Source organism: Klebsiella sp. PK18 (assembly GCF_057784655.1).
Window position 1 is genome coordinate 879,074 of the sequence record NZ_CM173493.1, and the last position, 13,632, is coordinate 892,705.

Annotated in this window: 13 protein-coding genes; 6 read left to right on the plus strand and 7 right to left on the minus strand. The window is 57.4% G+C overall.

What is annotated here, in order from left to right; translation table 11 throughout:
- Positions 1 to 60: 60 nt before the first annotated feature.
- The 4 genes from AC3EMD_RS04390 to AC3EMD_RS04405 all read left to right on the plus strand — a co-directional run bounded on the left by AC3EMD_RS04390 (position 61) and on the right by AC3EMD_RS04405 (position 4,367).
- On the plus strand, positions 61 to 195 hold the full coding sequence (locus AC3EMD_RS04390) for a hypothetical protein (RefSeq protein ID WP_048293565.1): 135 nt from the start codon (positions 61 to 63) through the stop codon (positions 193 to 195).
- A gap of 12 nt (positions 196 to 207) precedes the next feature.
- The gene (locus AC3EMD_RS04395; RefSeq protein WP_012540640.1) at positions 208 to 1,449 is read left to right on the plus strand and encodes an MFS transporter; all 1,242 of its coding nucleotides are present in this window, start codon (positions 208 to 210) and stop codon (positions 1,447 to 1,449) included.
- 19 nt (positions 1,450 to 1,468) lie between these two features.
- The gene (locus AC3EMD_RS04400; protein WP_188212714.1) at positions 1,469 to 2,902 is read left to right on the plus strand and encodes a glycoside hydrolase family 32 protein; all 1,434 of its coding nucleotides are present in this window, start codon (positions 1,469 to 1,471) and stop codon (positions 2,900 to 2,902) included.
- Between the two features lie 121 nt (positions 2,903 to 3,023).
- On the plus strand, positions 3,024 to 4,367 hold the full coding sequence (locus tag AC3EMD_RS04405; protein ID WP_022064921.1) for a carbohydrate porin: 1,344 nt from the start codon (positions 3,024 to 3,026) through the stop codon (positions 4,365 to 4,367).
- Between the two features lie 59 nt (positions 4,368 to 4,426).
- Here the strand turns inward: AC3EMD_RS04405 and AC3EMD_RS04410 are convergent, their stop codons facing one another.
- From AC3EMD_RS04410 to AC3EMD_RS04430, 5 genes are all read right to left on the minus strand, one after another.
- The gene (locus AC3EMD_RS04410) at positions 4,427 to 5,713 is read right to left on the minus strand and encodes an ABC transporter substrate-binding protein (protein WP_008806348.1); all 1,287 of its coding nucleotides are present in this window, start codon (positions 5,711 to 5,713) and stop codon (positions 4,427 to 4,429) included.
- Positions 5,714 to 5,729: 16 nt separating this feature from the next.
- Positions 5,730 to 6,857 carry an ABC transporter ATP-binding protein gene (locus AC3EMD_RS04415; protein ID WP_008806347.1) on the minus strand — a complete coding sequence of 376 codons (1,128 nt, stop codon included), beginning with the start codon at positions 6,855 to 6,857 and terminating at the stop codon, positions 5,730 to 5,732.
- A 12-nt stretch (positions 6,858 to 6,869) separates the two neighbouring features.
- Entirely contained in the window at positions 6,870 to 7,772 is a 903-nt protein-coding gene (locus tag AC3EMD_RS04420) for a carbohydrate ABC transporter permease (RefSeq protein WP_008806346.1), read from the minus strand.
- Positions 7,765 to 8,655, minus strand: coding sequence for a carbohydrate ABC transporter permease (locus tag AC3EMD_RS04425; RefSeq protein WP_004205419.1), 891 nt, complete (start codon positions 8,653 to 8,655; stop codon positions 7,765 to 7,767). The genes AC3EMD_RS04420 and AC3EMD_RS04425 overlap by 8 nt, the downstream gene beginning before the upstream one ends.
- Before the next feature lie 453 nt (positions 8,656 to 9,108).
- Entirely contained in the window at positions 9,109 to 9,435 is a 327-nt protein-coding gene (locus AC3EMD_RS04430; protein WP_012540645.1) for a cupin domain-containing protein, read from the minus strand.
- 139 nt (positions 9,436 to 9,574) lie between these two features.
- Between AC3EMD_RS04430 and AC3EMD_RS04435 the strand changes: the two genes are divergently transcribed.
- A complete protein-coding gene (locus tag AC3EMD_RS04435; protein ID WP_008806343.1) occupies positions 9,575 to 10,288 on the plus strand; it encodes an aspartate/glutamate racemase in 714 nt (237 codons plus the stop codon).
- Here AC3EMD_RS04435 and AC3EMD_RS04440 read toward each other — a convergent pair.
- Positions 10,254 to 11,180 carry a LysR family transcriptional regulator gene (locus AC3EMD_RS04440; protein ID WP_008806342.1) on the minus strand — a complete coding sequence of 309 codons (927 nt, stop codon included), beginning with the start codon at positions 11,178 to 11,180 and terminating at the stop codon, positions 10,254 to 10,256. The two genes, AC3EMD_RS04435 and AC3EMD_RS04440, sit on opposite strands and share 35 nt — an antisense overlap.
- Before the next feature lie 137 nt (positions 11,181 to 11,317).
- Between AC3EMD_RS04440 and lysA the strand changes: the two genes are divergently transcribed.
- Positions 11,318 to 12,580: a diaminopimelate decarboxylase gene (lysA, locus tag AC3EMD_RS04445; protein WP_008806341.1), complete on the plus strand. Its 1,263-nt coding sequence runs from the start codon at positions 11,318 to 11,320 to the stop codon at positions 12,578 to 12,580.
- Here lysA and AC3EMD_RS04450 read toward each other — a convergent pair.
- Complete coding sequence (locus AC3EMD_RS04450) at positions 12,566 to 13,573, minus strand: LacI family DNA-binding transcriptional regulator (protein WP_162535939.1); 1,008 nt, start codon at positions 13,571 to 13,573, stop codon at positions 12,566 to 12,568. The two genes, lysA and AC3EMD_RS04450, sit on opposite strands and share 15 nt — an antisense overlap.
- Between the last annotated feature and the right edge of the window lie 59 nt (positions 13,574 to 13,632).

The window sequence follows — 13,632 nt, forward strand, 5'->3', positions numbered from 1 at the left end:
TACAACTAAGTCGCTGATGTAAAAGAGTGAAACGATTTTCTGCTATCGCCGTCCTGAACGCTGCCGCGGTTAATATTTGATCGCGATCGCATCTTCATTATGTTAACGTTAACTTTTGTGATTAACATCATGTATCGCAGCGAATCCCCCTGCGTTTTGTTTTTTGTTAACGTTACCATAACTGCATTCCTCTAACACGAGAATGTCATGATGAAAGCGCATCACTCACACAGCTACCCGTTGCTCAGTGCCTTACTGTTTTTCTTTTTCGTGACCTGGTCGTCATCCGGCTCCTTGCTCTCTATCTGGCTTCACCAGGAGGTTGGGTTAAAGGCTGGCGATACCGGTATTATCTATGCCGTACTGTCGGTTTCCGCGCTGTTTGCGCAAGTTTGCTATGGCTTCATTCAGGACAAACTGGGGCTGCGCAAACATCTGCTCTGGTATATCACCGCGCTGCTGATCCTCTCCGGTCCGGCGTATCTGCTGTTCGGCCACTTGCTGAAGATTAACGTCCTGTTGGGCAGCATCTTCGGCGGGATCTACATCGGCCTGACCTTTAACGGCGGCATTGGCGTGCTGGAATCCTACACCGAGCGCGTGGCGCGTCAGAGCCAGTTTGAATTCGGCAGGGCACGGATGTGGGGCTCGCTCGGCTGGGCGGTGGCCACCTTCTTCGCCGGCCTGCTGTTTAATATCAATCCGCAGCTTAACTTCCTCGTCGCCAGTTGCTCAGGGCTGGTGTTCTTTATCCTGCTGGCGCGGCTGCGGGTCTCCTCGGCACCGCATGCGATGCAGGAGGCGGTATCGGGCGGTAAAGTGACGCTGGAAGATGCACTGCGCCTGCTGACGCTGCCGCGGTTCTGGGCGCTGGTCTTTTTCGTCATCGGCACCTGCATCTACGGCGTCTATGACCAGCAGTTCCCGGTCTATTTCTCATCGCAGTTCGCGACCCTGCAGGAAGGCAACGAGATGTATGGTTATCTCAACTCCTTCCAGGTGTTCCTCGAGGCGGCCGGCATGTTCTGCGCGCCGTGGCTGGTGAACCGTATCGGCGCCAAGAACGGTCTGATTTTCGCCGGCATGGTGATGGCGATGCGCATGGTGGCCTCTGGCCTGGTGGAGGGGCCGCTGCTGATCTCCATTACCAAACTGCTGCACGCGGTGGAGCTGCCGATACTGCTGGTGGCTATCTTTAAGTACAACAGCATCAACTTTGATAAACGCCTCTCCTCCACCCTCTATCTGGTGGGTTTCGCCTGCACCAGCTCGATCATTGCCAGCGTCTTGTCGCCGCTGGCGGGCTACAGCTATGAAAAATATGGCTTCGCCCAGTCCTATCTGATCATGGGCCTGCTGGTGTTCTGCACCACCTTTATCTCCATCTTCTTGTTGCGCTCCGGTAAATCCTCGGCCGATCCGCTGGTGTCGCAACCTACCGCTATCTGAATCAAAAAGAGTGAAAATGATGACTTACACAATCTCCCGGGCTGAACAGGTACTGCAGACACAACGCCAGGCGCTCAATCTGCGCTGGTATCCACACTATCACCTGGCGGCCCGCGCCGGGTGGATCAACGACCCTAACGGTCTGGTGTGGTTCGACGGCTGGTACCATGCCTTTTATCAGCATCACCCGTATTCCACCCAGTGGGGGCCGATGCACTGGGGGCACGCGCGCAGTAAGGATCTGGTGCACTGGGAGCACCTGCCGGTGGCGCTGGCGCCGGAGGGGCCGGAAGATAAAGACGGCTGCTTCTCCGGTTCGGCGGTGGTCGATGGCGATACCCTGGCGCTGATTTACACCGGGCATAAGTTCCACGGCGATCCTGGCGACGAAGCCAATCTGTATCAGGTGCAGTGTCTGGCCACCAGCCGCGACGGGATCCACTTTGAGCGCCAGGGGATGGTGGTCGACACCCCTCCAGGCATGCACCACTTCCGCGACCCGAAGGTCTGGCGGGAAGGGGATAGCTGGTACATGATCGTCGGCGCGCGTGAAGGCGATACCGGCCAGGTGCGGCTGTACCGTTCAACCGATCTGCGCCAGTGGCAGGATGCGGGCGTGCTGGATGAAGCGGAAAGCACCATGGGCTACATGTGGGAGTGCCCGGACTTCTTCACTCTCAACGGTAAGCGCGTCCTGATGTTTTCCCCACAGGGGATGCAGGCCGAAGGATTCCGCAACCGCAATCTGTTCCAGAGCGGCTATCTGATCGGCGAGTGGCAACCGGGGCAGCGTTTTATTCGCCACGGCGAATTCAGGGAGATGGACCACGGCCACGATTTCTATGCCCCGCAAAGCTTCGCCACCCCCGATGGCCGGCGGATCGTGATTGGCTGGCTGGATATGTGGGAATCGCCGCTGCCGGAGCAGCAGGACGGCTGGGCGGGCATGCTCTCCCTGCCGCGCGAGCTGAGCCTGAGCGCGGATAACCGCCTGCAGATGCGCCCGGCGAAAGAAGTGGAGAGCCTGCGCGGCGCCTGGTTCCCGTGGCCGGTCAGCACCCTGAACAACCAGCAGACGACGATGGTCGACAACTGCGAGGCGATGGAGGTGCACCTGCGCTGGGACTGCGCCCGCAGCAGCGCCGAGCAGTATGGTCTGCGCTTTGGCGAGGGCCTGCGCATCTATGTGGATGCCCAACAGCAGCGTTTGGTGGTGGAGCGGCATTATCCGCAGTTTGGCCTGTGCGGGACGCGCAGCGTGCCGTTGACCGCCGGGGCGGATCTCAACCTGCGGATATTTATCGATAGCTCTTCGGTTGAGGTTTTCGTCAATGATGGCGAAGCCTGCCTGAGCAGTCGTATCTATCCGCAGGTCCCTTGCCGTGAATTAGCGTTATTTGCCTGGAGCGGCTCAGCTGCATTAACTGAAGCCGGCGCCTGGCAGCTCGAATAATAATAAGGCTGTTGTCGTTAATAACCCGTCTTTGACGATGGGCGGGTTATTATTGCCTGCATCGTCGTGCGTTACCCATTAATAATAAATTCAGTTCATTCCATAATAAAAGGGTTTACCGATGAATAAAATCTGGGTCGGGTGTTTTCTCACGTCTCTGTATCTGCCATCCGTTATGGCGCAGGCGCCGTTATCGCTGGAGGAGCGACTGGCGCAAATGGAGCAGCGGCTAAAGGCAACGGAGGCGCGCGCCGCCAGCGCAGAGGCGGAAATTAAGACGCTGAAAGGCCAGCAGCAGGCCACGACGGTCGCCCGCGCGGCGCCGGCTACGCCGCGCCTGCAGCTAAACGACAATGGCGAATTAAAATTTTATGGCGACGTCGAATTTAACCTCGATGGCGCCAGCCGCACCGGCAGTCTGACGTCGGTCAAAACCAGCGCGAATAAAAGCTGGGCGCCGGGCGATAAAGAACGCTGGGATATTAATGGTCGTATTCTGCTGGGGATTGACGGCAGGCGTAATGGCGCTGACGGGAAATATGCCGGATTCAGCGTGCAGCCGCTGGCGGATATGGATGGCAAAATGAATCTCGACGATGCGGTATTTTTCTTTGGTCAGCAGGATGACTGGAAAATAAAAATAGGCCGCTTTGAAGCCTGGGATATGTTCCCCCTGAATCAGGACACCTTTATTGAGTATTCAGGCAATACCGCCAACGATCTCTATTCCGACGGCTATGGCTATATTTACATGATGAAAGAGGGACGCGGGCGCAGCAGCAGCGGCGGCAACCTTCTGTTCAGCAAAACGGTGGATAACTGGTATTTCGAGGTTAACACCCTGGTGGAGGACGGCAGTTCGCTGTTTGTCGATCAGAACTATCATGGTAACGCGCTGGAAAACCGCAAAAATGTGGTGTACGTGCGGCCGGTGGCGGTGTGGCAGTCCGGCGCCTGGTCGGCGGCCGCGGCGATAGAGAGCAATCTCGTCAACAATGCTTACGGCTATCAGAACCAGAGCGGACGCTGGGTCGACCAGTCAAATCGCACCGGCTACGGGCTGACCATGAGCTGGAACACCCTGAAAAGCGACCCGCAGGATGGGGCGGTGGTCAATCTGAGTACCGCCCTGCTGGACGCGGCGGACGAAACCGACTTCAGCGCCGGAATTAACGCCCTGTGGCATCGCGTGGAGCTGGGCTATATCTACGCGCATAACAAAATCGACCAGTTCAATATGGCCGGGGTGACCAGCGAATGTGATGGCGACTGCGCAATTCTCGCGCCGGGGCGCTATGACATCCATACCCTGCACACCTCCTGGCAGTTGCCGAATATTATGGCGATGCCGAACTTCAATATTTACCTTGGCGCCTATGCTTCGTGGCTCGATTCCACGGCAGCGAAGAGCGGGAATCCCGATGAACGCTACGGCGCTCGGGTGCGTTTTAAATATTTTTTCTGACAGGATACTCAGGCAGACTCTCCCGCGGCGGACGCCGCGGGAGAGTTCAGACGGGCAGGTTAGCGCATCGCGCGGCGCAGAATGCGGTCGGTCTGGCGCTGGAAGTCCTCGGCCGCTTCTTCCACCGACTTTTTACCGTAGTCGATGTACTGCAGGGTGGTGCCGAACTGGGCGACGATCTGCGGGTCGTCGAAGTACGGGGAGACCGGCAGGGTAGTCGGCAGGGATTGCGCCAGTTTCAGGCCAGACACCGCCGGATCGTCGGCTTTGATGATCCCGTCCTCGGTCAGGTAGTTGACCGCCGCTTTACTCAGTGGTACCCCACGCTCCAGTCCGAGAATATCCACCCCTTCTTTACTGTTCAGCAGGAAGTTAATCACTTTCGCCGCCGCCTGCGGGTTTTTCGTCGATTTGCCAATCGACAACATTTGCGCGGGCTTGAAGAACAGTCCGGCGTCGGTGGCGCCCGGCAGCATCGGGTATTCCCCCAGCACCAGCTTCGCCGGCGGCTTCAGGTTATCGGAATATTTGTTGATGGTGGAGTTCCACATGTAGGTGCCGCCCCATTCACCCTGGATCCACGGCTTCATCTCGTACATGTTGCTCTTGCCGAACGAGGCATAGTAGCGGGTGTCCGGCATCACATGGTTGTCGATAAGCTTCTTATACATACCGAAGAAATCTGCCCACTGCGCTTTGCTGTAGGAAAATTTGCGCCCCTTCTCATCGATGGCCGGCTGATTGTATTTTTGCACCATATAAGAGTTGAGCAGCGCCAGCACGTCCTGGTGTTCGAGCACGACCGGGTAGTACTGTTTCCCGAGCTTGCTTTCGAAGGTTTTGCCCGCCGCCATAAGCTCATCCCAGGTTTTCGGGAAGGCGATGCCCGCCTTTTTCCACGCTTCGTCGTTAAAGTAGAAGACGCGGGCGGTGACGGAAATGGGAATACCGTTAAGCTTGCCGTTGACCGTGGTGGACTGCAGCTCTTTGGCATCGAACTGGCTGAGGTCGATCTCGTCTTTCAGGGTATTGAGATCGTAAAAGCCCTCGCCATTTTTCGAAAAGATCGGCAACCAGTTCCAGTTGGTCTGCATCACGTCAGGCTCAGTGCCGCCGGCAATCTGGGTGGTCAGGCGCGAAAGATGGCCGTCCCAGCCGGTGTATTCTGCTTTGACGTTAATGTCGGGATGTTGTTTGTGGAATTCCTCCAGCGCCTTGAGGGTGACCTGATGGCGGCCGTTGCCCCCCCACCAGGACATACGAAGGTCGACATCCTTCGCCATTGACGGTAATGCGGTAAGGCCCAGAGTGGCGGAGATGACGGCGCTTAAAAGCACGTTTTTCATTTTAATACTCCAGTGTTCACAGAGAGAGGTTCTGTTCGGTTTTCGCGTCAAAGATGTGACACTTATTGAGATCAAATTTGAAATAAACCTTGCGATGAAGGCCCTTCTCGAGCATGGGTTTCGCTTCATCGGACGGCACGCGGGCGGTCAGCTCATAATCAGCAACCTTCAGATAAACAAAGAATTCATGTCCCATGTTTTCCACACGTACCATTTCACCCGTGCAGGAACCCTCGGCAAAGGGTTCATCGGAGAGAGAGACAAACTCCGGGCGCACGCCAAAGAAAACCTGCTGATTCTTATGGGTCTCAACTTTGCTTTGCAGCAGGTCGTTGAGCGGCAGTCGCTGATCGCCCAGCGTCAGATGCAGGCGACCGTCGTGCTCAACCAGCTGGCTGGGGCGAATATTCATCTCCGGCGCGCCGATGAACCCGGCGACAAACATATTTTTCGGCTGGTGGTAGAGATTGTCTGGCGTATCAACCTGCATAATGTGGCCGAGCTTCATCACGCAGATGCGGTCGCCCATGGTCATCGCTTCCGTCTGATCGTGGGTGACGTAGACGGTGGTCGCCGGTTTGCCGGATTTTTTCAACTGCTTATGCAGATCGGAAATGCGGATCCGCATCGAGGCGCGCAGTTTGGCGTCAAGGTTGGAGAGCGGTTCGTCGAACAGGAAAACGTCCGGTTTTTTGACGATCGCCCGACCCACCGCCACGCGCTGCGCCTGGCCGCCGGAGAGCTGGCGCGGCAGGCGATCGAGCAGTTCTTCCAGTTCGAGAATTTTCGCCGCTTCTTCCACCTGTCTGTCGATTTGCGCCTTCGGCAGCTTGCTCAGCTTCAGGCCGAAGGCGAGGTTTTCGCGCACCGTCATATGCGGATAGAGGGCGTAGTTCTGGAACACCATCGCGATGCCACGTGATTTTGGCGCCAGGTTGTTGACGATTTTGTCCCCAATCCGCACCTCGCCGCCGCTGATGGTTTCCAGACCCGCCAGCATGCGCAGGGTGGTCGATTTGGCGCAGCCGGAGGGGCCGACGATCACCATAAATTCGCCATCGGCAATCTTCAGGTCGATACCATGCACCGCTTTAAACCCGTTGGAGTAAACTTTTTCCAGTTTGTTGAAAATGACTTCAGCCATGATATTTCCCTCTTAACCTTTGATTCCGCTGCTGGTCACGCCCTGCACGAAGTAGCGTTGAGCCAGGAAGAAGACAATGATGGACGGCAGAATGGAGATACTCGCCATTGCCAGAATTTCGTTCCACGGCGCGCCTTCCGTGACGTCGATGGACATTTTTAGCGCCAGCGCGATGGGATACTTATCGACGCTGTAGACGTAGATCAGCGGGCCGATAAAGTCGTTCATCGACCACATGAACTGGAACAGCGCCACCGAGATAATGGCCGGCTTGAGGATCGGCACGACCACGTACCACAGCACCTGGATGGAGTTGCAGCCGTCGATCTGCGCCGCCTCTTCCATATCGCGTGGGACGCCGCGCAGAAACTGGATCAGCATGAAGACAAAGAATCCCTGGGTGGCGAAGGCCAGCGGCAGGTACAGCGGCAGATAGCTGTTCAGCATCCCCATTTCACGGAACATCAGGTACTGCGGGATCAGCAGGACGGTGCTCGGCAGCAGCATGGTGGTGATGAGCGTTGCGAACCAGAACTTCTTCCACGGGATCTCAAAGCGTGCAAAGCCGTACGCCACGATGGTGGAGGAGATGATCGTTAACACCACCTTCGGGATCACATATTTAAAGGTGTTAAGCATATAGTGGCCGAAATGGTATTCGGTGCCGGTCTTCCAGCCATTGATAAACCCGTCCCAGGTCGCGTGGGCAGGCCACAGTCCGAGGGTGGTGAAGATCTCATGGTTCGGCTTGAACGAGGCGGAGAACATCCACGCCAGCGGGTAGAGCATCAGCAGGCCGACGAATATCAACACGACGTAGCGTACCACCCGACTCACCTTTTCCCGACGCAGCGTACGAGCGACCTCACGATCGGCGTTGCTCATTACCGGCGCCATCTGTTGAATATCAGCCATTTTTGCCTCCCTTATCGGCGGAGTAGAAGACCCAGTATTTCGATGACTTAAAGGCTATCGATGCAAAGACCGCGACGACGAGGAACAACACCCATGCCAGCGCGGCGCCATAGCCCATGTCGAAGTACTTAAAGGCGGTATCGTAGATATAGAGTGAGAACAGGTAGGTGTAATAGGTTGGGCCGCCGCCGGTTATCACGTACGGGCCGGTAAACTCCTGGAACGCCTGAGTGGTCTGCATAATAAAGTTGAAGAAAATGACCGGAGTGATCAGCGGCACGGTGACCTTCATGAACATCTGCCACTTTGAGGCGCCGTCGATCATCGCCGCCTCATACTGCGACTGCGGAACGTTCTGCAGCGCGGCGAGGAAGATGACCATCGCGGAACCAAACTGCCAGACGCGCAGCAGGGTGACCGACATCAGCGCCAGCGAAGGCTCCCCCAGCCAGTTGACGGCATCAATGCCAAAGACGGCGAGGAAGCTATTCAGCAGGCCGTCAATGGCGAACAGGGCGCGCCACAGTACCGCAATAGCCACCGAGCTGCCGAGAATCGACGGAATGTAGTAGGCGGTACGGAAAAAGCCGATGCCGCGCAGTTTGAAATTGAGCACAAAAGCAATGCCGAGGGCGAAAGCCAGTTTTAAGGGAATAGTTAAAAAAACGTAGGCAAAGGTCACGCCCATCGATTTCCAGAACAGGCTGTCCTCGGTCAACATATAGCGATAGTTTTCGATGCCGTTAAATACCGGCGGGCTCATCAAGTCGTACTCAGTAAAACTGAGAAAGAAAGATGAAACAAAGGGAAAAGCGGTAAAGACGATCAGCCCGATGATATAGGGTGATATCCATGCCAATCCCAGCAGCTTGTTTTCATTCATACATACCTACCTGGCTTACGAGTTGTAATACGGATTCGGTGACGCGGCGCTGTCGGCCTTTTCGCCTGACAGCGCAAAAATGTCTGAACGCTTCCTCTGATTAACATGTCCTTGTTAATGAATGGGTTAGTAATTAAGTGAGCCAGCAAGTGGCGTGCTGTCAGGCTCGCTTTTATGCTACTCTATTTTTTATAAAACACCGTTTTAATTTCATTTTATTGCGATTTATTTCTGCGTCATGCAGATCAGGATGGAAATGTGATCAAAGTCGAAACGATGTTTCAAAAAGGTGAGGTGGTAAGCATTTTAGGGGACTGCGGGAGCCTGAAAAGAATGAAGGTTCAGCGTTAACTGAGCGAAAAATATTATTACCAGGATAATGATTGTGACGGCATCTTTTTTAATGCCTGCGGTAACACGTAAACCGGGGGCGGTGAACGCCCCCATCATGGATCAGCGTGAGAGAAAATCTTCGCGGACCGGCGTGAAGGTATCGAGCAGCGTGCCGGGCTGCAGGCAGACGCAGCCGTGCATGATCCCTGGCTGCTTATACAACGTATCGCCGGCGCTGACGACGCGCGTCTCCTCGCCGATGGTGAATTCAAACTCACCGGAGAGCACATAGGTGAGCTGTTCGTGGGGATGGTTATGCATCGGGCCGACGGCGCCGGCGGCAAAATTCACCTCCACGGCCATCATTTTACCGTCGTGGGCCAGAATGCGGCGGGTTACGCCATTGCCGAGGTCTTCAAGGGTGGTGTCTTTATGGAAAATAAACATCGGGCGGTCCTGTTGTTAAAGTGAAACATTGTTTCATTTAACTTATCCCACTCTTCATGAAAAAGAAATACGCGGCCAGAGAAGTGGAAAGTTGATCACAAGTTTGCTTCACTGGCAGAAACGACATAAGGAGCAGAAGATGAAAACCATTGGCCTGTTAGGCGGCATGAGCTGGGAGTCCACGATCCCCTATTATCGGTTGATCAATGAGGGCGTTAAGGCGCGACTGGGCGGCCTGCACTCTGCCAGCCTGGTGCTGCACAGCGTCGATTTTCACGACATCGAAGCCTGCCAGTCCGCCGGCGACTGGGATCGCGCCGGGGAGATCCTTGCTGAAGCCGCGGTTGGGCTGCAGCAGGCGGGGGCCGAAGGCATTGTCCTGTGCACCAACACGATGCATAAAGTCGCGGATGCCATCGCCGCCCGCTGCCAGGTTCCCTTCCTGCATATTGCCGATGCCACCGGGCGGGCGATTGCCGCCAAAGGCCAGCGCCGGGTCGCGCTGCTGGGCACCCGCTATACCATGGAGCAGACCTTTTACCGCGGTCGTCTGCTGGAGCAGTTTGCCATCGAGACGTTGATCCCCGAGGCTGACGATCGGGCGCGGATCAATCAGATCATCTTCGACGAACTCTGTCTCGGCACTTTCAGCGAGGCGTCGCGGGATTATTATCTGCAGGTGATCGCCGCCCTGGCGGAGCAGGGGGCGGAAGGGGTTATTTTCGGCTGTACGGAAATTGGCCTGCTGGTGCCTGCCGAGCTCAGCCCGCTGCCGGTCTTTGACACTGCGGCGATCCACGCAGAAGACGCGGTCAACTTTATGCTCTCTGCAGGACCGACGCCAGCGGCGTGAGGATCTGCGGCAGACTCTCCTGCAGATGTGCAACAAAGGCGTCGACCAGCGCCGATCGCGGGCGGTGGAGGGGGCGGATCAGGCTGACGGTAAACGGCACCTCGACGCTAAAGCGGCGCACCACCACGCCGCTATCGGCATAGTCCAGAGCGGTCAAGGGATTCACCACCGAGATCCCGGCGCCGGCGCGCACCATGGCGCAGATCGAGGCCGCGCTGTGGGTTTCGACCACCATCCGCCGTTTAACCTGATGCTCAAGGAACAGGGCGTCAAGCAGCTGGCGATAGCTGTCGGTGCGCGACAGGCTGATGTAGTTTTCGCCCTGAAAATCGGCGGGGGTCAGCGTCGTCTGCACCGCCAGCGGATGGCCGGCAGGCAGCACGCAGACTTCATTCAGCGTCAGCAGCGGGGTGCGTTCGGTGCCCGCCGGGGTATGCAGGGTCTCCGTCAGGCCGAGGTCATGGCGCTGGGCGGAGAGCCACTCCTCCAGCAGCGGCGACTCCTGGGGGACGATCTGCAGGCTGACCTCCGGGTAGCGAGCGAGAAACGGCGGCAACAGCAGCGGCAGAAAGGACTGGGAAAAGACCGGCAGGCAGGCGATCGACAGCTCGCCCTGGCGGAACTCGCGCAGGCTCTCGGCGGCGCTGACGATGCGGTCCAGGCCGTACCAGGAACGCTGAACCTCCTCAAACAAACGCAGGCCCTGCACCGTCGGCTGCAGGCGACCGCGGGTCCGTTCAAACAGCTTCAGGCCGAGCACTTTCTCAAAGCGCGCCAGCTCGCGGCTGACCGTGGGTTGCGAGGTGTGCAGCATCCGCGCCGCTTCGGTCAGATTGCCGGTGGTCATCACCGCGTGAAAGATTTCGATATGACGCAAATTAACGGCTGGCATGCGGTCTCCATGAGGCTCGGCTGTAACCATATCATTTTTGCATAGAGTTGCGATAAAACGATATTTTTTATTCGTCCGCCACTGTGGCGTAATCGAAAAAAAACAGCGACCAACACACGCACTGCACCGGAGTTCTTATGCCACACTCGCTTTACGCCACCGATACTGACCTGACCGCAGACAACCTGCTGCGCCTGCCCGCGGAATTTGGCTGTCCAGTCTGGGTCTATGATGCGCAGATTATTCGCCGCCAGATTGCCCAGCTCAGCCAGTTTGACGTGGTACGTTTTGCGCAAAAAGCCTGCTCTAACATTCATATTCTGCGTCTGATGCGTGAGCAGGGGGTGAAGGTGGACTCGGTGTCGCTGGGGGAGATCGAACGGGCGCTGGCGGCGGGCTACGATCCGCAGCAGAATCCAGAGGATATCGTCTTTACCGCCGATCTGATCGACGACGCCACCCTCGATCGGGTGAAAGCGTTACAGATCCCGGTGAACGCCGGCTCGATCGACATGCTGAGCCAGCTGGGCGAGGTGTCGCCGGGCCATCGCGTCTGGCTGCGCGTCAACCCGGGCTTTGGTCACGGCCACAGCCAGAAAACCAATACCGGCGGGGAGAACAGCAAGCATGGTATCTGGTACAGCCACCTGCCGGCGGCGCTGGAAGTGATGCGTCGCTATCAGCTGCAGCTGGTCGGGATCCATATGCATATTGGCTCTGGCGTTGACTACGGTCATCTGGAGCAGGTGTGCGGCGCGATGGTGCGTCAGGTCGTCGACTTTGGCCAGGATCTGCAGGCCATCTCCGCCGGCGGCGGTCTGTCGATTCCTTACCGCGAAGGCGAAGAGGCCATCGACACCGCCCACTATTATGGCCTGTGGAACCGCGCCAGGGAGCAGATCGCGGCCCATCTGGGGCACCCGGTGAAACTGGAGATTGAACCCGGACGCTTCCTGGTGGCCGAGTCCGGCGTGCTGGTGTCGCAGGTGCGCAGCGTGAAAGAGATGGGCAGCCGTCACTTTGTGCTGATTGACGCCGGCTTTAACGACCTGATGCGCCCGGCAATGTACGGTAGCTATCACCATATCACCGCTCTGGCGGCGGATGGTCGCGATCTCAGCGCCGCGCCGCAGGTGGAAACCGTGGTGGCCGGGCCGCTGTGCGAATCCGGGGACGTCTTTACCCAGCAGGAAGGGGGCAAAGTCGAGACCCGCCTGCTGCCGGCGGTGGTGCCTGGGGACTATCTGGTGCTCCATGACACCGGCGCCTACGGGGCTTCGATGTCATCCAACTATAACAGCCGTCCGCTGCTGCCGGAGGTGCTGTTTGATGGCGGCAAGGCGCGGCTGATCCGCCGTCGCCAGACCATTCAGGAGCTGCTGGCCTTAGAGCTTATTTAAAAAAGGTCCCGTCGTTACCGACTCGCGCAGCACCAGCGTGCCGGTAAACGGCGGGATCGTTTCTATCGGCTGCTGGTTAGCAAGCTTGATCGCCTGATCGATAGCCGTGGTGATCATGTTGTCGATCGGCAGATAGACCGTCGACAGCCCCGGCTCCAGCCATTTCGCGCTTGGCGCATCGTCGAAGCCAAACAGCGACACATCCTGCGGAATACGCAGCCCCGCCTGATGCAGCGCCTTTGACGCCCCCAGCGCCATATCATCGTTACAGGAAAACAGCGCGCTGAAGCGGGCTTTCTCGTCCAGCAGTTCCCGGCACAGTTCGTAGCCGCGGGTCATCGTCGAGTCCCCGTACTTCACCCGGCTCGGATCCCACTCAATACCATGTTTTAGCAGCGCGTTGCGGTAGCCCTGCAGGCGAGCCTGGCCCGTGGGGGTGTGCATCGGGACGGTCATGCAGGCGATATCGCGGTGGCCCTGGGTAATCAGATACTCCACGGCCTGAAAGGCGGCTTCCTGCTGCTCGAAGAACACGCAGCGTTCGCGGGCCTGCGCCACATCGCGGTTAATCACCACCAGCGGCATGGCGATCGAATTAATCAGCGACATGATCGCCTTCTCGCTCATGTGCCGGGTATAGAGGATGATCGCATCGCATTGCCGGTCGGCGAGCATCTGCACCGCTTCCTCTTCGCGCTCCGGCGTATCATGACCGTCAGTGACGATAAGCTGCTTTCCCCAGGCTTCCGTCTGGCGTGAAGCCTGCTGCAGCAGACGGCCAAAGTAGAAGCCGTCGAAGGTGGAGACGACCAGCCCGATACTATTGCTGGTCTGATTGGCCAGCGAGCGTGCGAGAAAATTCGGCCGGTAGCCCAGCTCTTCCATCGCTTTAAAGACCTGTTGGCGGGTGCTCTCTTTCACCTGACCTGTGCCGTTCAACACGCGGGAAACCGTCGCTTTCGAGACGCCTGCGCGAATTGAGACATCCAGCATTGTAGCCATTCATCGATTCCTGATTTCACGTGGTAAAGCGCAGTTTATCACAGACCGAA

Bases quoted from the DNA above. Each gene is read 5' to 3' on its own strand.
- AC3EMD_RS04425 (WP_004205419.1), bottom strand. From the start codon at position 8,655: ATGAATGAAAACAAGCTGCTGGGATTGGCATGGATATCACCCTATATC.
- AC3EMD_RS04435 (WP_008806343.1), top strand. From the start codon at position 9,575: ATGAAAACCATTGGCCTGTTAGGCGGCATGAGCTGGGAGTCCACGATC.
- AC3EMD_RS04415 (WP_008806347.1), bottom strand. From the start codon at position 6,857: ATGGCTGAAGTCATTTTCAACAAACTGGAAAAAGTTTACTCCAACGGG.
- AC3EMD_RS04430 (WP_012540645.1), bottom strand. From the start codon at position 9,435: ATGTTTATTTTCCATAAAGACACCACCCTTGAAGACCTCGGCAATGGC.
- AC3EMD_RS04395 (WP_012540640.1), top strand. From the start codon at position 208: ATGATGAAAGCGCATCACTCACACAGCTACCCGTTGCTCAGTGCCTTA.
- AC3EMD_RS04410 (WP_008806348.1), bottom strand. From the start codon at position 5,713: ATGAAAAACGTGCTTTTAAGCGCCGTCATCTCCGCCACTCTGGGCCTT.
- AC3EMD_RS04400 (WP_188212714.1), top strand. From the start codon at position 1,469: ATGACTTACACAATCTCCCGGGCTGAACAGGTACTGCAGACACAACGC.
- AC3EMD_RS04420 (WP_008806346.1), bottom strand. From the start codon at position 7,772: ATGGCTGATATTCAACAGATGGCGCCGGTAATGAGCAACGCCGATCGT.
- AC3EMD_RS04440 (WP_008806342.1), bottom strand. From the start codon at position 11,180: ATGCCAGCCGTTAATTTGCGTCATATCGAAATCTTTCACGCGGTGATG.
- lysA (WP_008806341.1), top strand. From the start codon at position 11,318: ATGCCACACTCGCTTTACGCCACCGATACTGACCTGACCGCAGACAAC.
- AC3EMD_RS04450 (WP_162535939.1), bottom strand. From the start codon at position 13,573: ATGCTGGATGTCTCAATTCGCGCAGGCGTCTCGAAAGCGACGGTTTCC.
- AC3EMD_RS04405 (WP_022064921.1), top strand. From the start codon at position 3,024: ATGAATAAAATCTGGGTCGGGTGTTTTCTCACGTCTCTGTATCTGCCA.